This window comes from Nocardiopsis sp. TRM 82005 (assembly GCF_056312425.1).
Window position 1 is genome coordinate 18,403 of sequence record NZ_JBWDTQ010000040.1, and the last position, 23,616, is coordinate 42,018.

Consider the following 23,616-nt stretch of genomic DNA (forward strand, 5'->3'; position numbering starts at 1 on the left):
CCTGATGCAGTGTCGCAGGTAAGCGCCACACGCCAATGCACTGCCGGAGGTGCCTATGTCGGTAACCCGCTCGCCGGAGGTCCACGCCAAGCTCATCGAACGCATCCCGGTCGTCACCGGCCGAGGACTCCACGAGTGGTTCGACGCCCTCGACAATGGACCGGGCCTGATCCGCTGCCAGGACCGGTCGAACTGGCTCGCCGACGAGTACGAGTTGCCCCAGTGGTACGCGCAGGCCCTCGTGACGGAGTACGACCGCCGCCGCAGGGACCGCTCCCTTCCCGCTCCGCGTCACGGAGGGGCCTGACTCCGTCAACGGCGCGGCCGCACACGGCATGACGAAGGGGGCCGCCTCCCGGCAGGATCCGGGCGGTGGCCCCCTTCGTACGGGGCGGCGCGGCTCTCGGCCGCGGCCGTCCCCCGCGGCCGGAGCTACTCGGCGAACATCGTCTTGATGATCCAGAGCAGGCGCAGGATCTCGATGTAGAGCCAGACCAGCGAGACGGTCAGACCGAAGGCGAACTGCCAGGCGAACCTGTTCGGGATCCCGGCGTTGAGGCCCTCCTCGATACCGCGGAACTCCACGGCCAGGGTCAGGGCGGCCAGGACGACGAACACGATGCCCACGAGCAGGCCCAGCGGGCTGGGCTCACGGATGCCGAGGCCGCCCGACATGAAGAAGCTCAGGACGAAGTTGACCAGCATCAGGGCGGCGGCGCCCATCACCGCGTACGTGACGGCCTTGACGAAGCCGTCGGTCACCTTGATGATGCGGAACTTGTACAGGGCGAGCATCACGCCGAACACCGCGACGGTACCGATCACCGCCTGGGTGACCAGCGTGCCGCCAGCACCGGCCTCACCGGTGCTGCTCTCCAGCGTGAAGGCGAGGAGGGCGGACAGGCCGCCTACGAGCAGGCCCTCCAGGGCCCCGTAGGTCAGGATGGCCGCGGGGTTGGTGATCGACTTGAAGGCGATCACCAGGCCCAGGATCAGGCCGCCGATCGCGCCCACGAAGGTGAGTGCCAGCGCGAGGCCCGGGGCCGCGCCGAACAGGAAGTAGTTGATGACGCCGAAAACCGCGACGACACCGATCGTCATACCGGTGCGCACGACCACGTCGTCGATGGTCATCGGCTGGTCGCCGGCGCTCTGCACCGGGCCGCCGGGGTAACCCTGCTGGGGGTGGGGCTGGCCGTAACCCTGCTGCGGGTACGGCTGTCCGTAACCCTGCTGGCCGTAGCCCTGCTGACCGTAGCCCGGCTGGCCGTAACCCTGCTGGGGGTACCCAGTCGGTCCGGCCTGCTGGAGCGCCCGCTTGAGAACGGGGTTGGAACTCCGCATCCGCATGTCTCGTCAAGGCCCTTTCAAAGCGTGGTTCACTGCCCACAAAGTAACGCACGGGCCCCGTCGCGGGTTCCGCGGACATGGTCACTGTTGGGAAACGGCTTCCCCGCAACGGCGGGTGGCGGGTCCAGCGAAAACGCGACCGGGCGGGCACAGCGGAACGGAGCCCCAAAAAGGTACTGCCCCGAAGGGGCGCCACCTAGTTGCGCGTGATCAGCGAGCGGGCGAAGAACAGCATGTTCGCCGGACGCTCGGCCAGGCGACGCATGTAGTACCCGTACCACTCGGTGCCGTAGGGGACGTAGACGCGCATGCGCTTGCCCTCGGCCGCGAGGCGGACCTGCTCGGCGTCGCGGATGCCGTAGAGCATCTGGTACTCGTAGTCGTCCGCGCCGCGGCCGTTGGCCGCGGCCAGCTCGCCGGCGATGGCGACCATACGCGGGTCGTGCGAGGCCACCATCGGGTAGCCCTCGCCCTCCATGAGCACCCGCAGCGCGCGCACGTACGCCTTGTCCACCTCGGCCTTGTCGCGGAAGGCCACCGACTCGGGCTCGTCGTAGGCGCCCTTGCACAGACGCACGCGCGAACCGGCACCGCTCAGGTCGCGGCAGTCGGCCTCGGTGCGGTGCAGGTAGGCCTGGAGCACCGCTCCCACGAACGGGAAGTCCTGGCGCAGCTCGCGCAGGATGCCCAGCGTGGAGTCGATGGTGGTGTGGTCCTCCATGTCCAGGGTCACCGTGGTGCCGACCGCCTTGGCGGCTTCGGCGATCTGGCGGGCGTTCTCCAGGGCGATCTTCTCGCCGTCCCTGTCCAGGAACTGCCCCACGGCCGAGAGCTTGACCGACACCTCGGCGCGATCGCCCAGGCCGGCTTCGCCCAGAGCGGCCAGCAGGTCCTGGTAGGCGGTCACCGTGGCCGTGGCCTGGGCCGCGTCGGTGGTGTCCTCACCCAGGAAGTCCAGGGTGGCGTAGCGGTCCCGGGTCAGGTTCCCGACCGCGGGAAGCGCTTCCTCCAGGGAGGAGCCCGCGACGAACCGTTTGACCATGGCCCGGGTGACGGGAGTGCGCTCGACGATCTTGCGGCAGGTCGCGGACCTGGCGGCGAGCAACAGGGGCTTACGAAGCATGGTGACCTCGAAGAAGACGTGCGCGAGCCGATCGGCTGGCGCGGGCGGGGAGCGGACGGGGATGTCTCGACCGCACCGGTGGATTCCTGAGGGGGCGCGGTCCGCGCCCCCTCAGGACGGGAGGGGACGCGGAACCGCTGTCAGGACGCGTTCGGCGGGCGGTGCCCACGGAACACGCCTTACCCCTGGTGGGGGTAGGAGGAGACCGTCGGCGCGACGAACGTCTCCTTGATGGCGCGCGGGCTGGCCCAGCGGGACAGGTTCTGGGCCGAACCCGCCTTGTCGTTGGTGCCGGAGGCGCGCGCGCCACCGAAGGGCTGCTGGCCCACGATCGAGCCGGTCGGCCGGTCGTTGATGTAGAAGTTGCCCGCGGTGAAGCGCAGCGCCTCGGTGGCCTTGGCGACCGCGGCGCGGTCGTTGGCCAGGATGGCACCGGTCAGGGCGTAGGCGGAGCCCTCGTCGACGACCTTGAGGATCTCGTCGAACTTCTCGTCCTCGTAGACGTGGACGGCGACGACCGGACCGAAGTACTCGGTGCTGAACACCTCGTGGGAGGGGTCCGAGCCCTCGATGACGGTCGGGCGCACGAAGTAGCCGACGGAGTCGTCGGCGGTGCCGCCCGCCAGGACGGTCAGGGTCGGGTCGGTCTTGGCGTCCTTCAGGACCTTGTCCAGCTTGTCGAAGGCGCGGCGGTCGATGACGGCGCCGATGAAGTTGGACAGGTCGGTGACGTCGCCCATGGGCAGGGCCTCGGTCTCGGCGACGAGGCCGTCGCGGACCTGCTCCCACACCGAGCGGGCGACGAAGGCGCGCGAGACGGCCGAGCACTTCTGGCCCTGGTACTCGAAGGCGCCACGCACGATCGCGGTGCGCAGGACCTCGGGGTCGGCCGAGGAGTGGGCGACGATGAAGTCCTTGCCACCGGTCTCGCCAACGATGCGCGGGTAGGCGCGGTAGTTGGAGATGTTCTCCCCGACGCTCTTCCACAGGTGCTGGAAGGTCCCGGTGGAACCGGTGAAGTGCACGCCGGCCAGGTCGGGGTCGTTGAGCGCGACGTCGGAGACGGCCAGGCCGTCACCGGTCACCATGTTGATGACGCCGGGGGGCATGCCCGCCTCCTCCAGCAGGCGCATGGTCAGTTCGGCGGCGAACTGCTGCGTCGGAGAGGGTTTCCACACGACCACGTTGCCCATCAGGGCCGGGGCGGTGGGCAGGTTGCCCGCGATGGCGGTGAAGTTGAAGGGAGTGATCGCGTAGACGAACCCCTCCAACGGGCGCTGCTCCATGCGGTTCCACACGCCCTTGACGCTCAGCGGCTGCTGGGCGATGAGCCCGCGGGCGTAGGAGACGTTGAAGCGCCAGAAGTCGATCAGCTCACAGGCCGAGTCGATCTCCGCCTGCTGAATGGTCTTGGACTGACCGAGCATGGTGGCGGCGTTGATGGTGGAACGCCAGGGGCCGGAGAGCAGCTCGGCGGCGCGCAGGATGATGGCGGCGCGGTCGTCGAAGGACATCGCGCGCCAAGCGGGAGCGGCGGCCTTGGCCGCGGCGACGGCGTCGCGGGCGTCGTCGTGGGTGGCGTTGCGCATAGTGCCCAAGACGGCGGAGTGGCGGTGCGGCTGCACGGCGTCGATGGGATCGCCGCCGCCCATGCGGCTCTCGCCGTTGATACGCATCGGCAGGTCGATGCTCCGGCTGCCGAGCTCCTCCAGCTTGGCCACGAGCTCCTCGCGCTCGGCGCTGCCGGGCGCGTAGGACAGAACGGGCTCGTTCTGCGGCAGAGGGACGTTGGTCACGGCGTCCATGGGCACCTCCCCGGTGAAGAATGTCCCTGAAACAAGCAGGGTTTGGCTGATTCAACGCTCTCAGAACAGGGGCGTGCGAACCTTGTGGGTCAGACCACTCTTTGCCCGCCTTATTTGTTCACTAGGACAAAATGGGACACATATGAGTAATGACGCCCCATCACCCGGTCCGTTTCCCACCGCTGACGACGACTCACACGAGTCCGAACCGGAAACCGGCGTCCCTCCTGGTCAGAGCGGCCCACCCGCCGAGGAACCGACGGGCATCCCCCTGCGCAGACTGCTCCTGGCGCTCGGCGATCCCGTCGTGGACGTGGCCGCCGCACCGGGCGGGCTCGATGTTCAGGTGGACAACGTCGTCATCCTCGATCCGGAGGACCGCACGGAGGTGCGCGAGGGCGACCTGGTGCTGCTGATCGGGGCGCGGGGCGCCTCGGCACGGCGACTGCTCCGGGCGCTGGCCGGGCAGGGCGCCACGGCGGTCGCGGTCAAGGCCAGCGGGCACGCCTCCCAGGAGGAGGTGCTTCCGCCACCCGCCGGGACGAGGGCGAACCGGCCCCGGCCCGGCGCCGCCGACGAGTCGCGGGCACTGCGCACCGAGGCCCAGGAGGTGGGGATCGCGCTGTTGTCGGTCCGCCCCGAGGTGCGCTGGGACCAGTTGCAGTCGGTGTGCCAGTCCATCGTGGACAACGCCCGGCTGACGGCCTCCGAGGACCTGAGCGAGGCCAGCGGCGACCTGTTCTCCATGGCGCAGACGATCTCCCAGCTCACCGGGGGCCTGGTGAGCATCGAGGATGCCGCGAGCCGGGTGCTGGCCTACTCCAGCGGCGCGGAGGTGGACGAACTGCGGCGGCTGTCGGTACTGGGGCGGCGTGGCCCGGAGTCGTACCTGGCGCTGCTGCGCGAATGGGGGGTGTTCGCCAAGCTGCGCGCCGGCGAGGAGGTGGTGCGCGTGGACGAGCACCCCGAGCTGGGCATCCGGCGCCGGTTGGCCGTGGGCATCCACGCCGGACGCCAGCCGCTGGGCGCGATCTGGGTACAGGAGGGCTCGCGTCCACTGGCCGAGCACGCCGAGGAGGCACTGCTGGGCGCGGCGCGCACCACCGCGCTACAGATGATCCGGCAGCGCACGCAGGCCAACGCGGGACTGCGGTTGCGCGAGGACCTGCTGTCGAGCCTGTTGGAGGGGCGCATCGACGCCAGCGCCCTGGCCGACACGGTGGAGGTGCACGCCGACCGGGGCGCCCTGGTGGTGGCGTTCGCGATGGCCGAGGGCGCGGAGGGGGCTGGCGAGGAGCGGAGCGGACGCCCCGACCGACCCGAACGCGAGCTGCGACGCCGCCAGATAGTCGACCTGGTATCGGTGCACACCGCGGCCTACCGGCGCAGCGCCCTGGTGACCGAGCTGGGCGGCCGGGTGTACGTACTGCTGCCGGACCTGGCCCGCGGCCGGGAGGGGTGGCGCGGAGTGGAGCAGTCGGTGCTGGCGCTGACCCGTAAGACGGTGGCGGCCGCACGCGCGGCGCTGGGCCTGGAGGTGCAGGCGGCGGTGGGATCGCTGGTGGAGCGGCTGGGCGACGTGCCGGACTCGCGGGCGGAAGCGGACCGGGTGCTGGACGCGATGAGCCGCGACCTGCACCGGGGCGTGGACTGGGAGGTGGCGACCATCTCCGACGTGCGCTCACGGGTGTTGATCAGCGAGACCCTGGCGCGGCTGCGGGAGGACCCCTCGCTGCGCGATCCGAGGGTGAGCCGGCTGATCGAGTACGACCGTGCCGGTGGCGCCGACCTGGTCCATTCACTGCTGGCCTACCTGGAGGCGTTCGGGGACGCGCGGTCGGCGGCCGAGCGGCTGCACATCCACCCGAACACACTGCGGTACCGGGTACGCAGGGCGGCGACCGTGAGCGGGATCGACCTGGGCGACCCGGGCGAGCGCCTGTTCACCCAGCTGCAACTGCTGATGGAGCAGCAGGGCCACGAGCGCTGAACCCGGGGCCGTGTCCTCCGGGGCCTCCGCTCCGCTTCGGTCCGTGTTCGGGCGCCCGCGGCACGGGAGCCCCGTGGGCGCCCGCCCCCGTTCAACCGTTCCCACCGCCCGTCGGGACGGCGGAGGACGACGCGATACGGGGACGAGGCCGCGAAACAGGTACTGGTACCCCCGGTCGGACTCGAACCGACACTTGTGACCCTTTTAGGGGGCCTGCCTCTTCCATTGGGCTACGAGGGCGTGCCCATCATACCGGGCGGGTTGATTGCCCACTTTGATTCAAGTTGGCCGGATTGGGACACGAAAAGACCGGCTTCGCGGAGGAAGCCGGTCTTCTCGTGCTCATGTCCGGGCAGCCGCACCGGTGGGCGTGGCGCGGGGCCGGGCCTGATCAGCTGACCCGTCGCAGGCGGCCGTCCTCGACCTGCGGATGGCTGGCCTCCTCGAAGGCCTGGCGGGGCTCGGCCATCTCCGGGAGCGCGGCGAAGTCGCGGCGCAGGACGAAGGCGAGCGTCCAGTCCGAGAGCACGCGCATCTTGCGGTTGAAGGTCGGGACCGCGAACAGGTGGTAGGACCGGTGCGCGTACCAGGCCAGGCGGCCGTTCAGCTTGATCTTGCCGAACAGCTGGGCGGCGCCCTTGTGCAGGCCGAGCCCGGCGACCGCGCCCAGGTTCTTGTGACGGTAGGCCGTGAGCTTGGCGCCGCGCAGGGTGGCGATCACGTTGTCGGCGAGCACCGGGGCCTGGCGGACCGCGTTCTGGGCGTTGGGCGGGTAGAAGCCGCCGTTGCCGTCGGGCACCTGGGCGTTGTCGCCACCCGCGAAGACGTTCTCGGCACCGTTGACGGTGAGGTACTCGCTGGTGTCCAGGTGGCCCTTGGGACCAAGCGGCAGGTCGCTGGCGGCCACCACCGGGCTGGGCTTGACGCCAGCGGTCCACACCAGCGTTCCCGCGTCGAACTCGGCGCCGTCACTGAGCTTGACGCGCTGGTCGACCGCCGACTCCAGGAAGGTCTTGAGCCGGACGTCGATGCCGCGGCGGCGCAGCTGGTTGAGGGCCTTCGTCCCGACATCGGGGCCGACCTCGGGCAGGATCTTATCAGCCGCCTCGATGAGGTAGAACTGCACGTCCTCCAGGCTGATGGAGTGGTGGTGGCGCACCGCGTCGCGGACCATGTCCTCCAGCTCGGCGATGGCCTCGGCACCGGCGAAGCCGCCGCCGACGAAGACGAAGTTCAGCGCCTTCCTGCGGGTGGCCTCGTCGTCGGTGGAGTCGGCGATGGCGAGCTGGTTGAGAACGTGGTTGCGCAGGTAGGCGGCCTCCTCCACGGTCTTGATACCGATGCCGCACTCGGCCAGGCCGGGAATGGGCAGGGTGCGCGAGACGGCGCCGGCGGACATGACCAGGTAGTCGTAGGCGATGGTCTCGGGCTCGCCCGCGTTGGGCTCGTAGCGGACCGTGTGGTCGGCGTGGTCGATACGCACGACTCGGCCGCCCAGGACCCGAGCCCTCTTGAAGACCTTGCGCAGCGGGACGACGACGTGGCGGGGCGAGATGTTGCCGGCCGCGGTCTCGGGCAGGAAGGGCTGGTAGGTCATGTAGGAATTCGGGTCGATGACGGTGATCCGCGCCTCACCGGCCCCAAGCTTCTTCTCCAGCCGCCTCGCGGTGTACATCCCGAGGTAACCGCCGCCGACGATGAGGATGTGCGGGATCTCCGCCTCGTCCCCTCCGCCGTGTACCAGCCGGTAGTTCCTGCTCTCGGTCATCGCATATCCGCCCTAACGGTTCCTTGAGTGTGGCGCCCCTTTTCCCAGGGGCCGCGAGGTTGTCACGGTCTTCGGTCGCCCGCGCCGCGGTCGCGGTGGGGTGCCGCCCGGGCCGGAGCGGGTACTTCGACCCTTTTCGGTGGGTGCTTGTGCATTCTTTCACAAGCATCTCCCGACAGAGAAGGTTCACACCAGCTCACCTTCCCACCACTTCTTGACCCACTTGACTTGCGTTTCCGCAGGTCACAGGGGTTGTGAAAGCATTCACAAGGCCCTGGCGAGGTGATGCGTCTCACCTGGCAAACCCCTGGCGCGGCCCTCGGAGGGCCCCGCTCAGTGGCTCCTCCTGCTCATCCGCCGGTGCCCGGGCAAGGAGGGGCTCCGTGCAGCAGGCGTCCGGCGAGGGTGCCGCTCAGCCCCGAAAAGGCACTGCCTCCTAGACAAGACTCCAGGCCACGCCGTCGAGGATGTCGTGCTCGCTCGCCGTGAAGGAGCCCGCCCCCGTGCGGGCGAGCATCCGGGACAGCACCAGCGCGCCGGCGCCGATGACGTCCACCCGGCCGGGGTGCATGACACCGATCCGCGACCGCTCAGCCGAGGTCGACTTGAGCAGGTCCCCGGTGATGCGGTCCAGGTCGGCGGCCCCCACACGGGTGTGGTGGATGCGCTCGGAGTCGTACTCGGGCAGGTCCAGGGCGATCCCGGCGACGGTGGTCGCGGTGCCCGCGACACACACGACCGAACCGGCCTCGCGCAGCGGGACCGCGCGCTCGACCTCGTCCAGCGCGGCCTCGATGTCCGCGGTCGCCGCCTCGACCTCCTCCGCCGTGGGAGGGTCGCTGCGCAGGTGGCGCTCGGCCATGCGCACACAGCCGATGTCCACCGACAAGGACGCACGGACCAGTTCGCCGCCCTCTCCCCCGTCCGGGTCGCCGCCCAGGACGAACTCGGTGGAGCCGCCGCCGACGTCCACCACCAGGAACGGCGGGGACAGCTGGTCCTCCCCGTCCTCGTCCGCGCCGGCCTCGAACTCGGCCGTGGCGCCCACGAAGGACAGCTCCGCCTCGTCCAGGCCGGTGACCACCTCGGGCTCCACGCCCAGGATCTCGCGGACGCCGTCGATGAACACCTGGCGGTTGTCGGCGTCGCGGGTGGCGCTGGTGGCGACCATGCGCACCGCCTCCGGCCCCAGGGGGATGCCGTGTGACTCGATGGTCTCGGCGTAGCCGCGCAGCGCGTTGAAGGTGCGTTCCAGGGCCTGGGGCGCGAACGCCCCGGTCTCGTCCACGCCCTCGCCCAGGCGCACGATCTCCATGCGCCGGTCGGCGTCGACCACCTGTACCTCCTCATCGCCGACGTGGACCACGTCGGCGATCAGCAGACGGATGGAGTTCGTTCCGCAGTCGATGGCCGCGACACCGCTCATGACCTGTTCCCTTCGACGCCCTCGGAGGCGTCCTCGTCGACACACACGCACGGGCCCTTGTCCCACCAGTGCGGCAGTTCCTCCAGCGCCTCGGCGCCGAAGGGGTTGGTTCCCGGCTCGGCGAGCTCGTGGGCGACCAGCGCGTGCAGGCACTTGACCCGGGTGGGCATGCCGCCGGTGCTCTGCATGCCCTCGGGCAGCGGCTCGACACCGTCCAGGCGCGCCTGCTCGGAGCGTTCGGCGAGGTAGGACTCGTGCGCCTTGGTGTAGGCGGCCCGGAGTTCGGGATCGTCTCCCAGCCGCTCCTGCATCTGGCGCATGCGGCCCTCGTTCTCCATCCGGCCGATGGCCGAGGCCGCGCGCGGGCACGTCAGGTAGTACAACGTCGGAAAGGGCTCGCCGCTTTCCAGCCGGGGTGCGGTGCGCACCACGTCGGGCAGGCCGCACGGGCAGCGGTGCGCGACCCCGCGCACTCCGCGCGGCGCGCGGCCCAACTGAAGTTCGACGGCGGTGATGTCGCGCTCGGCGACCGGACTGGTGCGACCGGCGGCGCCGGTGCGCCCGCCTGCGTCAACGGGCCCCTGAGCGGGCTGATCTGGGGAAGTCATGGCGCACCCCAGCATAGGGCCGGAACGGAGTAGGCTGGGCTGGCGCGGGCGCGCACCGGCACCCGCGGCACCGCCCCGAGGGGTGGGGCGCGGCAGTGGGGCCTGCCGTCACCAACCGCATACGCCAACGGTCCCCACACAGCAGCGGCCCCGGATCCACGGGGCCACGACGTGTGGGAGGGCTATGTCCGCGATCGAGCACCGGGCCCGGAGCACCGCGGCGATGACCGGCCTCGCCGCCTGCGGCGGGGCCGCGGGCGCGATGGTCCGCCACCTGGTGTCGGTGGCCTGGCCCGCCCCGGACGGGGGCCTGCCGCTGGCCACCGTGACCGTCAACCTCACCGGTTCCGCGCTCATCGGTGTCCTGATCGCCGTCGTCACCGGCTGGCCCGGACCCGGACCCGCTCCGCCGTGGGTCAGGCAGTTGCTCGGTACCGGCTTCCTCGGCGGTTTCACCACCTACTCGGCGCACACTCTGGACATCGGCCTGCTGCTGGCATCCGGCCAGGTCCTCCTCGCCGCGGCCTACATGGGGCTCACCCTGGCCGGAGCCGTGGCCGGCGCCGCCCTGGGCGCGTGGGCCGGGGGAGGCCTGATCCGCCTCCTGGACGGCGCGGGGCACCCGTGAGCTGGGAACCGCTGATCGTGGGCCTGGGCGGCGGCGCCGGCGCGGCCCTGCGCTACCTGGCGGACAGGGCCGTCCACCGGAAGGTCTCCGACCGGCTCCCCCTGGGCACGCTCGCCGTCAACACCGCGGGCACACTGCTCCTGGGCCTGGTGTTCGGCGCCGCGTCCGCGGTGGCCCTACCGCCGCAAGTGTGGTCCTTCGCGGCCGTCGGGCTGTGCGGTGCCCTGACCACGTACTCGACGTTCTCCCACGAGGTCCTCGCGCTGGCCCGGAACGGACGCCCCCTCACCGCCGCGGCCTACGCGACCGTGACGGAGTGCTGTGCGCTGGCCGCCCTGGCCGCTGGGGTGTTCCCGGCCCGCGCCCTCCTCCTCTGAGGACGGCGGCGGGCGGTGTTCAGAACCCGTCGTCGGTCGGCGGGTCGTCGACCTCCACCACCGAGCGCCACAGGGTGGCGAACCAGGGCTCGCCGGGGCCGGTGTCGGCCTCGGCGTCGTCCTCGCCGTCGGGTCTGATGACGATGTAGGCGGTCTCGCCGGGATACTGGTAGTGCAACCGGACCCGGGCCTCGCGCTCGACGTAGGTGTCCTGTGAGAGTTCCTCCTCGCGCTGGCGCAGCTCGTGCATGCTCTCCTCCATGCGCGCCTGCTCCTCCTGGAGCTGGGCGATCTGGGCGCGCTGGGCGACGTACTCGCGCAGCGGGTAGGCCAGGCTGAGAGCGATCATGCACACCACGAGGGCGAGGATGGCCGCGCGGCTGGTGAGCATGGGCCGCACTCGCCGGGTGCGGCCCATGTCCGTGCCAGCGGTCCCCCTCCTCCGGGCAGGGCCGCGCCCGGGCCTGTCGGCTTTGGTCACCTTCTTGGCCTTTGGGCGCTGCTGCTCGGATTCGTGGGGCACTGGGGCAGACTAGCCGCGCTTGGCGAAGCGCGGGAAGGCCGACACGCCCGCGTACACGGCGGCGTCGTCGAGCTCCTCCTCGATGCGCAGCAGCTGGTTGTACTTGGCGACCCGCTCACTGCGCGCCGGGGCACCGGTCTTGAGCTGCCCGGCGTTGGTGGCCACCGCGATGTCGGCGATGGTGGTGTCCTCGGTCTCCCCGGAGCGGTGGCTGATCATGACCGTGTACCCGCTGCGCTGGGCGAGGGAGACCGCGTCCAGGGTCTCGGTGAGAGTACCGATCTGGTTGACCTTCACCAGCAGCGAGTTGGCGGTGTCCGCCAGGATGCCGCGCTGGAGCCGCTCGGGGTTGGTGACGAACAGGTCGTCGCCCACGAGCTGGACCCGGTCACCGATCTCGCCGGTGAGCTTCTGCCAGCCCTCCCAGTCCTCCTCGTCGAGGGGGTCCTCGATCGAGACGAGCGGGTAGGCGTCCACCAGCTCGGCGTAGTAGGCGGCCATCTCCTCCGCCGAGCGCGACTTGCCCTCGAAGGTGTACACGCCCTCGCTGAACAGCTCGGTGGCGGCCACGTCCAGGGCGAGCGCGATGTCGGTGCCCGGGGTGTAGCCCGCCTTCTCTATGGCCTCCACGATCAGGTCGAGTGCGGCGCGGTTGCTGTCCAGGTTGGGGGCGAAGCCGCCCTCGTCGCCCACTCCGGTACCCAGATCGTAGGCCTTGAGAACCGACTTCAGGGACTGGTACACCTCCGCGCCCCAGCGCACGGCCTCCGCGAAGGTCGGCGCGCCGATCGGCGCGATCATGAACTCCTGGATGTCCACGTTGCTGTCGGCGTGCGCCCCGCCGTTGAGGATGTTCATCATCGGCACGGGAAGGACGTGCGCGTTGGGACCGCCGACGTAGCGGAACAGGGGCAGCCCGGCCTCGGTGGCGGCGGCCTTGGCCACGGCCAGGGAGGCGCCCAGGATGGCGTTGGCGCCGATCCGGGACTTGTCCGGGGTGCCGTCCAGGTCGATGAGCGCGCGGTCGATGAGCCGCTGCTCGTCCGGGGCGTGGCCGAGCAGCTCGTCAGAGATCTCGTCGTTGACGGCCGTAACGGCCTTGGTCACGCCCTTGCCGCCGTAGCGGTCGCCGCCGTCACGCAGCTCGACGGCCTCGAACCGGCCGGTGGAGGCGCCGCTGGGGACACCCGCGCGCGCGATGGTGCCGTCGTCAAGCAGGACCTCGACCTCGACTGTCGGGTTTCCCCGCGAGTCAAGGATCTCCCGCGCCTGTACTGCCTCGATGGACGCCACAGTCTCTCTCCATCTCTTGGGGTTTGTCGGACCACTGATTCAGGACCCGACACGAGACTAGCGACACCGGTTCGGGGAAGGTGCGCGCACCCGGCGGAATTGGTCTAGTCCATATCGGACATGCCGGTTTTCGAGGCGGCCGGGGCCTGCGGCGACACACCACGGGACAGGCTCCGCGCCGCCGCCTATAGTGCAGGGGCGGACTTGTACCCCGGGCCGAGGTGCCCGCCCCGGGCGCTCCGGGCCCCGAAACGGACGGCGGGACGACATGGGCAGCCCCGAGACCGAGCCCGGCTCCGCCGACGGGGCCCTGCCCTCCGAGCCCAAGCGCGGCACCGAGCTCGTCCTCCTGGTGGCCGCCCTCCTGACCGTCGCCGCGACGCTGCTGTCGGCTTCACTGTCCGTCACCCGGGGCCTGGACCCCGTCCTGCTGGCCTATCTGGGCGTGCTCTGCGCCGGAGCGGTCGGCCTGCACGCCGTGCTGCGTTTCGCCGCCCCCTACGCCGACCCGGTCGTCATGCCGGTGGCCACCGTCCTGAACGGGCTGGGAGTCACCATGATCTGGGTGCTCCAGATGACCGGGCCCGGCGCGGAGCACGGCGACGCCGACCGGCAGCTGATGTGGACCGCGGCGGGCATGGCGCTGTGCGCGGCCACGGTGGTGCTCGTTCGCCGACCGCGGCGGCTGAGCATGTACACGTACCTGATCGCGGCGACCGCCCTGCTGCTGCTCCTGCTGCCGCTGTCCCCCCTGGGACACGAGGTGCTGGGCGCCCGGCGGTGGATCCGCGCCGGCCCGTTCACCGTGCAGCCCTCGGAGTTCGCCAAGGTGCTGCTGGTGATCTTCCTCGCCGCCTACCTGGGTCGGCGGCGCGAGGTGATGGCACTGGTCACCCGCACCGTCAGGATCGGGCACCTCAAGGTGTTCAGCGTGCCCCGCGCCCGCGACCTGGCGCCGATGGCGGTGGGCTGGGGCATGGCCATCCTGCTGCTGGTGGGCACCCGGGACCTGGGGACCTCGCTGCTGCTGTTCGGCACGTTCCTGGCGGTGCTCTACGCCGCCACCGCGCGCAAGTCGTGGGTGCTCATCGGCTTGGCGGCGTTCGCGGGCGGGGCGTACGCGGCGTACCTGTTGTTCGGCCACGTGCGCAGCCGGGTGGAGATCTGGCTCAACGCCTTCGACCGCGACGTGTACGAGCAGCCGGGCGGCAGCTTCCAGATCGTGGAGGGCATGTTCGCACTGGCCGAGGGCGGCCTGACGGGTACCGGCTTCGGCGACGGGTTCGTTCAGGAGGTGTTCGCCGCCGACAGCGACCTGATCCTGGTGTCGGTGGGCGAGAAGCTCGGACTGACCGGGTTGGTCGCGGCGCTGCTCCTGTTGTTCCTGCTGGCCGAGCGGGGTTTCCGGATCGCCCTGGCGACCCGGGACTGGTTCCTCAAGCTGACCGCGCTGGGGTACGCGTTCCTCATCGCGTTCGACGTGTTCATCGTGCTGGGCGGGGCGACGCTCATCATCCCGATGACCGGTATGACCACGCCGTTCCTGTCAGCGGGCGGATCGGCGCTGATAGCCAACTGGGGGATCGTGGGGATGTGGCTGGTCATCAGCGAGGCCGCGCGGCGGCCCCGGGACACGTTCAGCGCCGGGCTCGCGCCAGGCGACCCCTCCACCGAGGTGATCCGCGTACGCGACCTGCCCGGATCGCTGCGACGGCGGCGCGGGGCCTGAGCGGGGCCGCGGCGGAGAACCGCGCGGCGGCGCCCGGGACGGGCACCGCACGGACCTCCCGTCAGGCCCTCCCGGACTTGACCCAGTAGACCCGCCACTCCTCCTCGGACAGCTCGCGGGGCTCCCGGCCGTCAGCGTGGGCCGCGTCCTCGGCCGCGCGCACGCGGGCGTCGAACCGGCGGGCCGCAGCCCGCAGGTCGATCTCGGCGTCGCGTTCCCGTTCGCGCTCGGCCGACACCGCCGCGAACAGCTCGCCGCCCTCGGCGCCGTCGTCGTCCACCAGGTCGGCGGGGAACCCGTTGCGCACCGCCCTCTTCTGTAGCTCGTGGGCGAGCATCACGGCGGGCTGGGCGAACGGCACCCCGTCCAACACGGAGGTTCGCCCGTCGCCGCCCCCGGCCCTGGCCTTCTCCGCGCGCTCGGCGGCCTTGATGGCCTCCCAGTTGGACCGCACCTCGTCGGCGCCCGACACCTCCGCCCCGCCGAACACGTGCGGGTGGCGACGGGTCATCTTGTCGATGATGGCGTCGGCGACATCGTCCACCGTGAACCGCGCCGGGTCGCCCTCGGGGCGTTCGGCGGCGATCGCCGAGTGGAAGACCACCTGCAACAGCACATCGCCCAGTTCCTCGCGCAACAGCGCGAAGTCGCCGTCCTCGACGGTCTCCAGAGCCTCGTATGCCTCTTGGATCAGGTACTTGACCAGCGACTCGTGGGTCTGGCTCCTGTCCCACGGGCACTCCCTGCGCAGGGTGTCCATCACCTCGACCAGTCGCAGCATCCGGTACCCGACCGGACGGGCGCCGTCACTGGGCTCGTTCATCACTCGTCCTCCACTGCTCGCACCGACCGGCCGTCGTGCTCGGGCAGCCAGCCGCCCTCACGCAAGGCGGTCATCACCCGGGCCACGGAATCCTCCGGGGCCATTCCCTCGGTATCCACCACCAGGTCGGCGTCGTCCGGCTCCTCGTAGGGATCGGAGATCCCGGTGAACTCGGGTATCAGCCCCGCGCGCGCCTTGGCGTACAGGCCCTTGCGGTCGCGGTCCTCGCACACCTGCAACGGCGTGGCCACGTGGACCAGGAAGAAGTCGCCGAACTCCTCCACCATCGCCCGCACCTCGGCCCTGCCCCCGGCGTAGGGTGCGATCGGCGCGCACACCGTGACCCCGCCGTGCCGGGTGACCTCCGAGGCCACGTATCCGATCCGGCGGATGTTCAACTCCCGGTGCTCCCGGGAGAAGGTCAGCTCACTGGAGAGCATCCGCCGCACCACGTCGCCGTCCAGCAGGGTCACCGACCTCCCCGCCCTGCGGACGCCGTCGCACACTCCCCGGGCGATCGTGGACTTGCCCGACCCCGACAGGCCGGTGAACAGCACGGCCAGGCCCCTCCTGGTGCGGGCCGGACGCAACCGCGCCAGCTCCGCGCCGACGCGTGCCGGGGTGAACCAGGCGGGCAGCTCGCGCCCGTGCGCCAGCTCCGCCTCCACCTGCTCGTCGGTCAGCTCGGACCGGGCTTCGGCCGGGTCGACCTGTGTGAGCGGCAGCCACAGCCCCTCGGCGGAGGAGTAGCGCCACGGCTCGGGGTCCAGCACCGTCAGTGGCGGGCGCAGGGCCATGACCCGCTCGACGTCGGGACCGTCCCCGTCGGTTACCGCCAGCATGTGAGTGGCACCGTAGGCGTCGGCCACGTGCGCGGCCAGTGCCACCTCGCGCGGCCCCCACGAACCTCCCAGCACGCCCCGTGAGCGGTCGGCGCTCCGAGGCAGCGTGCACACCACGAAGGAGGCGCGCGCGGGCAACAGGGGCTCCGCCGCCAGCACCGCCGTGGCCATGCCCTCGTCCTCCAGGCCGGTGTCGATGATCACCAGCACCTCGGCGCGGACGCTGTCCCCGTGGACCCGGCCCAGGGAGTCGGCCTCGGCGCGGATCTGGTGCAGGGCCCGATGGTGCAGGGGCCGGTCGGTGACCACGGCCAGCAGGGGGCGGTCAGAGGGCTCCAGCTCACGCTGGGCCCGCATCTCGGCGGGCGAGGGCCGCAACTCGCGCAGCACCCCGTACGTCGGCGGACGCAGCAGGGTCACCACACCGGCCAGCCGGTGGCGCCCGTCGGCGCCTCGCCAGTGCTCGGTCACGGCGAGTCCGGCCAGGGGCGCACCCTCAGGATCGGTGAGGGTCAGGTGGTCGGAGCCCGAGAGCTCCTCGGGAACCTCCAGGGTGACCGGAACCGGCCAGGGGCTCCCGTCTGGCAGGCGACCGTCCCGTGTCACGGCCTCCGACTCGTCCCGCGTCATGAAACCGGACAGCGGGTACGCGCCGTTGAGGATCAGCTCCAGGTGGGCGAGCCCGTCCGGACCTGGGGCGAAGGCCGGGGCGTCCGGCCGTTCGACGCTGCCCTCCGATACACGCCCACGCCTGTTGGCACTCACCACGCGGTTCCTCTCCTACGGGGGTCCGGGCAACGCACCCAGCGTATGCCCGGAGCGCGGAGCGGCCTCGCCCAGCACCGCTCCGAACGGAATAGAAGCAGTTCACAGCCGGTTCTACCCGGTGCACTGCCGCCCGCACCGGGACCGGAACGCTGACGGCACGGTGTGGTTCCGTGCCGCCGGTTGTCCACACCCCACCCGCGCGGAGCCGCCGGACTCGATAGTCTGAGAGGTGCCGGGCGTCCATTTTCGCAGCCGCCTTCTCACCACGCAGGCCGCGACCACCACCGCCTGATCCGGACCACTTCCACTTTCTGGTGCTATGAGCCTCATTGGACTTCTCGCCGACGTCTCCAGGGACCCGGCGCTGCACAGCGCGATCGAGGCCGCCCGGGGCGGCCGCGATCCCCACCTCGACCTCGTCGCCCCGTCGGCGCTGCGCCCCTTCATGGTGGGGGCGCTGGCCGCGGACGCGCCCGTGGGCGCACAGCGACCCGTGCTCGCCGTCACCGCCACCGAGCGCGAGGCCTCGGACCTGGCCGACGCGCTGAGTTCCCTGCTGCCCGAGGACTCGGTGGCGCTCTTCCCCGCCTGGGAGACCCTGCCCCACGAGCGCCTCTCCCCGCGCTCGGACACCGTCGGCCAGCGGCTGGCGGTCCTGCGGCGTCTCGCCCACCCCGACCCCGCCGACCCGCTGACCAGTCCGCTACGGGTGGTCGTGGCCCCCGTGCGCAGCGTCCTGCAACCGCTGGTGGCCGATCTGGGCGACCTGGAGCCGGTACGCATCCGCTCCGGCGACGAGACACCCATGGAAGACGTGGTCACCGCCCTGGCCAACACCGGCTACGCCCGCGTGGACCTGGTCGAGAAGCGCGGCGACATGGCCGTGCGCGGCGGCATCCTGGACGTGTTCCCGCCCACCGAGGAGCACCCGCTGCGGCTGGAGTTCTGGGGCGACACCGTCGACGACATCCGCTACTTCCAGGTCGCCGACCAGCGGTCCATCGACCCCGGCGAGGGCGGAGAGGGCGGCCCCCGCACCAACGCCGCCTCCGGGCTGTTCGCACCGCCGTGCCGGGAGCTGCTGCTCACCGACACCGTGCGCGAGCGCGCGCGGGCGCTGGCCGAGGAGCACCCCTCCCTGGCCGAGGTCCTGAACAAGATCGCCGACGGCGTGGCGGTGGAGGGCATGGAGGCCTTCGCGCCGGTGCTCGCCGACCGCATGGAGCCCTTCTTCACCTATCTGCCCGAGGGCGCGATGGTGGTGGGCTGCGACCCCGAGCGCATCCGCACCCGCGCCGTGGAGCTGGAGGCCACCAGCGCCGAATTCCTCGACGCCTCGTGGATCAACGCCGCCTCCGGCGGTGAGGCGCCCATCGACCTGGGCGAGTCCGCCTACATGTCCATCGCCGAACTGCGCTCCACCGCCGCCGAGCTGAACCTGCCCTGGTGGGGACTGACCCCCTTCTCAGCGGGCGAGGACGGCGGCGTGGGCGAGGAGGACGACGCCGTCGTCGTCGGCGCGGCGCCCGCCGACTCCTACCGGGGTGACACCGAGCGGGCCCTGGCCGATATCAAGGGCTGGCTGCACGACAACTGGAGCGTCGTGCTGGTCACCCAGGGGCACGGCCCCGCCGAGCGCCTGGTGGCGATGCTGCGCGACTCGGGGCTGGGAGCCGCCCTGGCCGCCGAACTGGACGACCCTCCCAAGTCCGCGGTCGCCACGGTCACCACCGGGTTGGTCGACCACGGGTTCCTGCTGCGGTCGGTGCACACGGTGGTGCTCACCGAGACCGACCTGGCAGGGCAGAAGTCCTCCACCCGGGACATGCGGCGGATGCCGAGCAGGCGGCGGGGCACGGTGGACCCGCTTCAGCTCAAGCCGGGCGACTACGTCGTGCACGAGCAGCACGGTGTGGGCCGCTACCTGGAGATGGTCAGCCGCCAGGTGCAGGGCGCCACCCGTGAGTACCTGCTCATCGAGTACGCACCCTCCAAGCGCGGCCAGCCGGGCGACCGGCTGTTCGTGCCCACCGAGCAGCTGGGCGAGGTCACCCGGTACGTGGGCGGCGAGGCGCCCACGTTGTCCAAGATGGGCGGCGCCGAGTGGAGCAAGGCCAAGAGCCGCGCCCGCAAGGTGGTCCGGGAGATCGCGAGCGACCTCATCCGGCTGTACTCGGCCCGGCAGGCCTCCCCCGGCCACGCGTTCGGCGCCGACACCCCGTGGCAGCGCGAACTGGAGGACGCGTTCCCCTACGTGGAGACGCCCGACCAGCTCGCCGCCATCGACGAGGTCAAGAAGGACATGGCCAGATCGGTCCCGATGGACCGGCTGATCTGCGGCGACGTGGGCTACGGCAAGACCGAGGTGGCGGTACGCGCCGCGTTCAAGGCGGTGCAGGACGGCAAACAGGTCGCGCTGCTGGTGCCCACCACACTGCTGGTGCAGCAGCACATGTCCACGTTCACCGAGCGGTACGCGTCGTTCCCGATCACGGTCAGGCCGATGTCGCGGTTCCAGACCGACGGCGAGGTGGAACTGACCCGGGAGGGGCTGCGCAGCGGCGAGGTGGACGTGATCATCGGCACGCACCGGCTGCTGTCGTCGGAGACCCGCTTCAAGGACCTGGGCCTGGTCATCGTCGACGAGGAGCAGCGCTTCGGCGTGGAGCACAAGGAGGCGCTCAAGCGGCTGCGCACCCAGGTGGACGTGCTGGCGATGTCGGCCACGCCCATCCCGCGCACCCTGGAGATGGGCCTGACCGGTATCCGCGAGATGACCACGATCCTCACCCCACCCGAGGAGCGCCACCCCGTACTCACGTTCGTGGGGCCCTACGAGGACAAACAGATCGCCGCCGCGATCCGCCGCGAGCTGATGCGCGAGGGACAGGTGTTCTTCGTGCACAACCGGGTGGCGTCCATCGACAAGGTGGCGGCGAATATCAAACGCCTGGTACCCGAGGCCCGGGTGGCCTTCGCGCACGGCCAGATGAACGAGCAGCAGCTCGAAAAGGTGATGGTCGACTTCTGGGAGAAGAACTTCGACGTACTGGTCTCCACGACCATCGTCGAGTCCGGCCTGGACGTGCCCAACGCCAACACCCTGATCATCGACCGCGCCGACACCTACGGCCTGTCGCAGCTGCACCAGCTGCGCGGCCGGGTGGGCCGCGGGCGCGAGCGCGCCTACGCGTACTTCCTGTACCCGCCGGAGAGGCCGCTCACCGAGACCGCCTACGAGCGGCTGGCCACCGTGGCCCAGCACACCGAGACCGGCGCGGGCATGTACGTGGCGATGAAGGACCTGGAGATCCGGGGCGCGGGCAACATCCTGGGCGCGGAGCAGTCCGGGACCATCGCGGGCGTGGGCTTCGACCTGTACGTGCGCATGGTCGGCGAGGCGGTGGCCGAGCTCAAGGGCGACCCGGACGCGGCCCAGGAGATCGAGACCAAGGTCGAGCTGCCCATCAACGCGCACATCCCGCACGACTACGTGCCGGGAGAGCGGCTGCGGCTGCAATCCTACAAGCGCATCGCCAGCGTCAACAGCGAGGAGGACATCCTCGCCGCCTATGAGGAGCTCACCGACCGGTACGGCCCGCCACCCGAGCAGGTGGACAACCTCATGGCCGTGGCCCGGTTCCGGGTACTGGCCAAGTCGGCGGGGCTCTCCGACGTGGTGATGCAGGGCAACCAGATCCGCTTCTCCCCGGTGGAGCTACGCGAGTCGCAGGAGCTGCGGCTGCGGCGGATGTACCCCAAGGCCCTCCACAAGGAGGCGGCCCGGACCCTGCTGGTGCCGGTGCCCAAGTCCGGCGGTCTGGGCGGCAAGCCCCTGCGGGATCTGGAGCTGCTCAAGTGGTGCACCGATCTGGTCAACTCCGTCTTCGAGCCGCAGAAGAAGAAGGCCGTGCCCCAGGGCGACTGATCAGCTGAGGAGCCGCGGGCTACGGGCCGCCCGGGGGGACGATCCCCGGGGCGGCCCGCTCCCGGACAGCGCCCGGGTCAGTTCTTGGGGGGCTCGGTCCTGCTCGGGTCGGCCTCGTAGGTGATACCGTACAGCTCCTCGGGGTCCTCGTCCCCGGCGGACCCGCGGCGCCACCGGCGACCGCCCTCAGCGCGCCGGGCCCTCTTCTCCCTGCGCCGCTGCTCCCGCAGCTCCCGGCGGGCCCGTCTGTGCGCCGCCCGCTCGGTGGCGCGGTCCGCCTTCTCCGTGTCCTCCCGGACGGCCTGGCCCGTGCCCTCCTCGTCCTCTCGACGGCGCAGCGGCGTCACCGTGGCCAGTCCCTCCCCGACCGGTACGTCCGGGGGCAGGTCCGGCTCCTGGCGGGGCTTCGGCTCCGGGCGTGACCTCGGTTCCGGGCGGGTTCCGGCCCCCTCCTGCGCGGCGGGGCTCGGCCGTGCCGGGCCCAGCTTGCGCGTGTACCACCAGTTCGCCGCCCACGCGGCGATGGCGGCGGCCACGCCCACCTCCAGGGCGGCGACCAGACCCACCTGCCCCGCCGACGGCCCCACCTCGCTCAACCTCTCGCCGCCGAGCGGGCCTCCGGCCACCTCGGCCAGCACCGCGCACAGCATCCCCGTGGTCACTCCGCACACGAAGCCCCACAGGGGTGCCGCCTCGCTGACCACGTCGGGCGCGCTGCGCTGCGTCAGCACACCCCCCACCGCGCCCGCCACGAACGGCACGGCGAGCGCGACCAGAGACGCCACCGGAGCGGCCCCGTTCTCCGGAACAGCGGCCAGCATCGGCAGCATCGGCAGAGCTCCCGCCGACACCCCCGTCGGTGCGACGATGGTCCCCGTCCCCACCGTGAACCCCGGACCCAGCGTGTAGCACACCGCGAACACCACGGCGTTGGGCAGGTAGGCCAGCTGAACGATCAGCAGCAGTGCGCCGCCCACCAGGCCGGGGCCCAGCATCCGCGTCGTCTCGACCGCCTCGGGCAGACTCACCGTGAGGGCCACCAGGAACAGCAGCAGGCCGCCCGACAGGAGCGTCCCCGTGGAGGCGAACATCCCCACCAGCAAGGACCGCGACCGGGCGGGCATCAGGTCCAACAGGTCGCGGGCGGCCACCCCCTTGTCGCGCATCAGCTGGCGCAGCACCCCCAGGCCACTGGCCAGGAAGGCGATCACGAACCCCATGGCCAGTGCACGCGGCATGCTCGGCTCGACCGTCTCGGTGCGTGCCAGCAGCGCCAGGGTGCCCGCGATCGCCGCGTAGGGCCCGGCGACCGCCAGCGCGGCCCGGTACACGTACCGCAGGCGGGGAATCTCGCAGGAGCGCGCCAACCACCGCCCCGTCCGGTACAGCAGCAGCCCCGGAAGCAGGACCAGGCCGAGCGGCAGCAGGGCGATCTGCCCGTCGGGGACCGAGAACGACACGTGGTGACCCACCAGCCAGGCCAGGATCGCGTCCCGGAGGATGTCGACGATCTCCTCGCCGAAGGCGTCGTGCGGCGCGGCCACCCACCCGATGATGGTCAGGGTGATGATCACCGCCAGCCCCAGCCCCGCGGCCGTGGCCGCTGCGATTCCGCCGGTGGAGTAGACGGGCCGGGGAGCGTCGGCGGCGGCACCGGGCGCACCTGGCCCGCTGGCCCGCGGGCGCTGGGACGGACGGCCTCGGTCGGGGGGAGATCCTGGCGTACTCACCCGGCTTATGCTGCCAGGGACCGGAATGCTCTGCGGTATCCACCGTCTCGCGTGTCGTGCCGGTGCCCGCCGAGAGCGGGAACCGGATCCGCGCGGGCATCGTCATACCATGTGAGCCCCGCACCACTCCCCGCCTCGAATGGAACGAAGCCGCATGGCAGGTCCCGAACCCGACCGCTACCGCGTCTCCGACGTCGAGCGCGACGACGCGCTGGAACAGCTGCGGACCGCTCTGGGGGAGGGCCGACTGGACATCGACGAGCACGAGGCCCGTTCGGCCGCGGCTCTGAACGCCGTCACCAACCTGGACCTGGTCCCGTTGTTCGAGGACCTGCCGACACGGCTGCGCCCGGGCTTTCTCACCGAGCCCGCCGGCACCGCGCCCGCCGCCCGTGAGTCCGCGCCCCTGGAAAAGGACGCCGCCGAGCACGGCGAGGTGGACCGCAGGGACCGTGGCCCCCATCTGGGCAGCATGATCGGCTGGGGCGGCTTCCTGTTCTTCGTGTGGGGCCTGCCCGCGATCATGTCCGGCAACGTCTCCTCCATCGCCGTCTTCCTCGGGTTCTTCCTGCTGCTCGTGGCGCCCGGCCTCACCACCGCCATCGTGCGCAGGCACCGCGGCGATGGCCCCAAGGAGCTCGGCAACGGCTGAGTGCCCCACCACCACCCCGGCCGAAGACCCCCGGGCCCGTGTGCGGCCCCGCCCACACACAAGGCTCCGCCCCACCGGGATGCGGCGGGGCGGAGCCTTGTGAGGTACGCCTTGGCGGCTAGAACAGCTCGCGCGCCAGCTGGGCGGTTTCGCTGGGGGTTTTGCCGACCTTGACGCCGACGGCCTCCAACGCCTCCTTCTTCGCCGCGGCCGTGCCCGAGGAACCCGACACGATGGCACCCGCGTGGCCCAT

General features: G+C 71.3%; 18 protein-coding genes, 1 tRNA gene and 1 pseudogene. 7 read left to right on the top strand and 13 right to left on the bottom strand.

Annotated elements, in window-relative coordinates; all coding sequences use genetic code 11:
- The first annotated feature begins 55 nt into the window (after positions 1–55).
- On the top strand, positions 56–307 hold the full coding sequence (locus AC0T5L_RS25625) for a DUF4287 domain-containing protein (RefSeq protein ID WP_476168055.1): 252 nt from the start codon (positions 56–58) through the stop codon (positions 305–307).
- Positions 308–432: 125 nt separating this feature from the next.
- Here AC0T5L_RS25625 and AC0T5L_RS25630 read toward each other — a convergent pair whose 3' ends face one another.
- From AC0T5L_RS25630 to pruA, 3 genes are all read right to left on the bottom strand, one after another.
- A complete protein-coding gene (locus AC0T5L_RS25630; RefSeq protein ID WP_476168056.1) occupies positions 433–1,350 on the bottom strand; it encodes a Bax inhibitor-1/YccA family protein in 918 nt (305 codons plus the stop codon).
- Positions 1,351–1,546: 196 nt separating this feature from the next.
- The gene (locus AC0T5L_RS25635) at positions 1,547–2,473 is read right to left on the bottom strand and encodes a proline dehydrogenase family protein (RefSeq protein WP_476168057.1); all 927 of its coding nucleotides are present in this window, start codon (positions 2,471–2,473) and stop codon (positions 1,547–1,549) included.
- A gap of 179 nt (positions 2,474–2,652) precedes the next feature.
- On the bottom strand, positions 2,653–4,278 hold the full coding sequence (pruA, locus tag AC0T5L_RS25640; protein WP_476168058.1) for an L-glutamate gamma-semialdehyde dehydrogenase: 1,626 nt from the start codon (positions 4,276–4,278) through the stop codon (positions 2,653–2,655).
- Positions 4,279–4,420: 142 nt separating this feature from the next.
- Here pruA and AC0T5L_RS25645 point away from each other — a divergent pair, with 142 nt between their 5' ends.
- Positions 4,421–6,268: a PucR family transcriptional regulator gene (locus AC0T5L_RS25645; RefSeq protein ID WP_476168059.1), complete on the top strand. Its 1,848-nt coding sequence runs from the start codon at positions 4,421–4,423 to the stop codon at positions 6,266–6,268.
- Between the two features lie 163 nt (positions 6,269–6,431).
- On the opposite strand, the gene AC0T5L_RS25650 is transcribed toward AC0T5L_RS25645, so the two are convergent.
- The 4 genes from AC0T5L_RS25650 to AC0T5L_RS25665 form a co-directional block, all read right to left on the bottom strand.
- Positions 6,432–6,508 (bottom strand) — tRNA-Leu (locus AC0T5L_RS25650).
- A gap of 151 nt (positions 6,509–6,659) precedes the next feature.
- Positions 6,660–8,036 carry an NAD(P)/FAD-dependent oxidoreductase gene (locus AC0T5L_RS25655; RefSeq protein ID WP_476168060.1) on the bottom strand — a complete coding sequence of 459 codons (1,377 nt, stop codon included), beginning with the start codon at positions 8,034–8,036 and terminating at the stop codon, positions 6,660–6,662.
- Between the two features lie 436 nt (positions 8,037–8,472).
- Positions 8,473–9,462, bottom strand: a complete 990-nt coding sequence (locus AC0T5L_RS25660) for a Ppx/GppA phosphatase family protein (RefSeq protein ID WP_476168061.1) — start codon at positions 9,460–9,462, stop codon at positions 8,473–8,475.
- The gene (locus AC0T5L_RS25665; RefSeq protein WP_476168062.1) at positions 9,459–10,070 is read right to left on the bottom strand and encodes a DUF501 domain-containing protein; all 612 of its coding nucleotides are present in this window, start codon (positions 10,068–10,070) and stop codon (positions 9,459–9,461) included. Before AC0T5L_RS25665 ends, AC0T5L_RS25660 begins: the two co-directional genes overlap by 4 nt.
- 184 nt (positions 10,071–10,254) lie before the next feature.
- Here AC0T5L_RS25665 and AC0T5L_RS25670 point away from each other — a divergent pair, with 184 nt between their 5' ends.
- The gene (locus tag AC0T5L_RS25670) at positions 10,255–10,698 is read left to right on the top strand and encodes a FluC/FEX family fluoride channel (RefSeq protein WP_476168063.1); all 444 of its coding nucleotides are present in this window, start codon (positions 10,255–10,257) and stop codon (positions 10,696–10,698) included.
- A complete protein-coding gene (crcB, locus tag AC0T5L_RS25675) occupies positions 10,695–11,075 on the top strand; it encodes a fluoride efflux transporter CrcB (RefSeq protein ID WP_476168064.1) in 381 nt (126 codons plus the stop codon). The genes AC0T5L_RS25670 and crcB overlap by 4 nt, the downstream gene beginning before the upstream one ends.
- Before the next feature lie 19 nt (positions 11,076–11,094).
- On the opposite strand, the gene AC0T5L_RS25680 is transcribed toward crcB, so the two are convergent.
- On the bottom strand, positions 11,095–11,466 hold the full coding sequence (locus AC0T5L_RS25680; protein WP_476168073.1) for an FtsB family cell division protein: 372 nt from the start codon (positions 11,464–11,466) through the stop codon (positions 11,095–11,097).
- 141 nt (positions 11,467–11,607) lie between these two features.
- Positions 11,608–12,891 (bottom strand): phosphopyruvate hydratase, encoded by a 1,284-nt coding sequence (gene eno, locus AC0T5L_RS25685; protein ID WP_476168065.1) that lies wholly within the window; start codon positions 12,889–12,891, stop codon positions 11,608–11,610.
- Between the two features lie 268 nt (positions 12,892–13,159).
- On the opposite strand from eno, the gene AC0T5L_RS25690 reads away from it, so the two are divergent.
- On the top strand, positions 13,160–14,620 hold the full coding sequence (locus AC0T5L_RS25690; protein WP_476168066.1) for an FtsW/RodA/SpoVE family cell cycle protein: 1,461 nt from the start codon (positions 13,160–13,162) through the stop codon (positions 14,618–14,620).
- Between the two features lie 61 nt (positions 14,621–14,681).
- Here AC0T5L_RS25690 and AC0T5L_RS25695 read toward each other — a convergent pair whose 3' ends face one another.
- Positions 14,682–15,443 carry a MazG family protein gene (locus AC0T5L_RS25695; RefSeq protein ID WP_476168067.1) on the bottom strand — a complete coding sequence of 254 codons (762 nt, stop codon included), beginning with the start codon at positions 15,441–15,443 and terminating at the stop codon, positions 14,682–14,684.
- Complete coding sequence (gene cysC, locus AC0T5L_RS25700) at positions 15,443–17,053, bottom strand: adenylyl-sulfate kinase (protein ID WP_476168068.1); 1,611 nt, start codon at positions 17,051–17,053, stop codon at positions 15,443–15,445. The genes AC0T5L_RS25695 and cysC overlap by 1 nt, the downstream gene beginning before the upstream one ends.
- A 319-nt stretch (positions 17,054–17,372) precedes the next feature.
- Here cysC and mfd point away from each other — a divergent pair, with 319 nt between their 5' ends.
- Positions 17,373–20,981: a transcription-repair coupling factor gene (mfd, locus tag AC0T5L_RS25705; protein ID WP_476168069.1), complete on the top strand. Its 3,609-nt coding sequence runs from the start codon at positions 17,373–17,375 to the stop codon at positions 20,979–20,981.
- Positions 20,982–21,058: 77 nt separating this feature from the next.
- Here the strand turns inward: mfd and AC0T5L_RS25710 are convergent, their stop codons facing one another.
- Positions 21,059–22,711 (bottom strand): cell division protein PerM, encoded by a 1,653-nt coding sequence (locus tag AC0T5L_RS25710; RefSeq protein ID WP_476168070.1) that lies wholly within the window; start codon positions 22,709–22,711, stop codon positions 21,059–21,061.
- 154 nt (positions 22,712–22,865) lie between these two features.
- Here AC0T5L_RS25710 and AC0T5L_RS25715 point away from each other — a divergent pair, with 154 nt between their 5' ends.
- Complete coding sequence (locus AC0T5L_RS25715) at positions 22,866–23,363, top strand: DUF1707 SHOCT-like domain-containing protein (protein WP_476168071.1); 498 nt, start codon at positions 22,866–22,868, stop codon at positions 23,361–23,363.
- Positions 23,364–23,481: 118 nt separating this feature from the next.
- Here the strand turns inward: AC0T5L_RS25715 and AC0T5L_RS25720 are convergent.
- A pseudogene (locus tag AC0T5L_RS25720) lies at positions 23,482–23,616 on the bottom strand (succinate--CoA ligase subunit alpha); the annotation flags it as partial.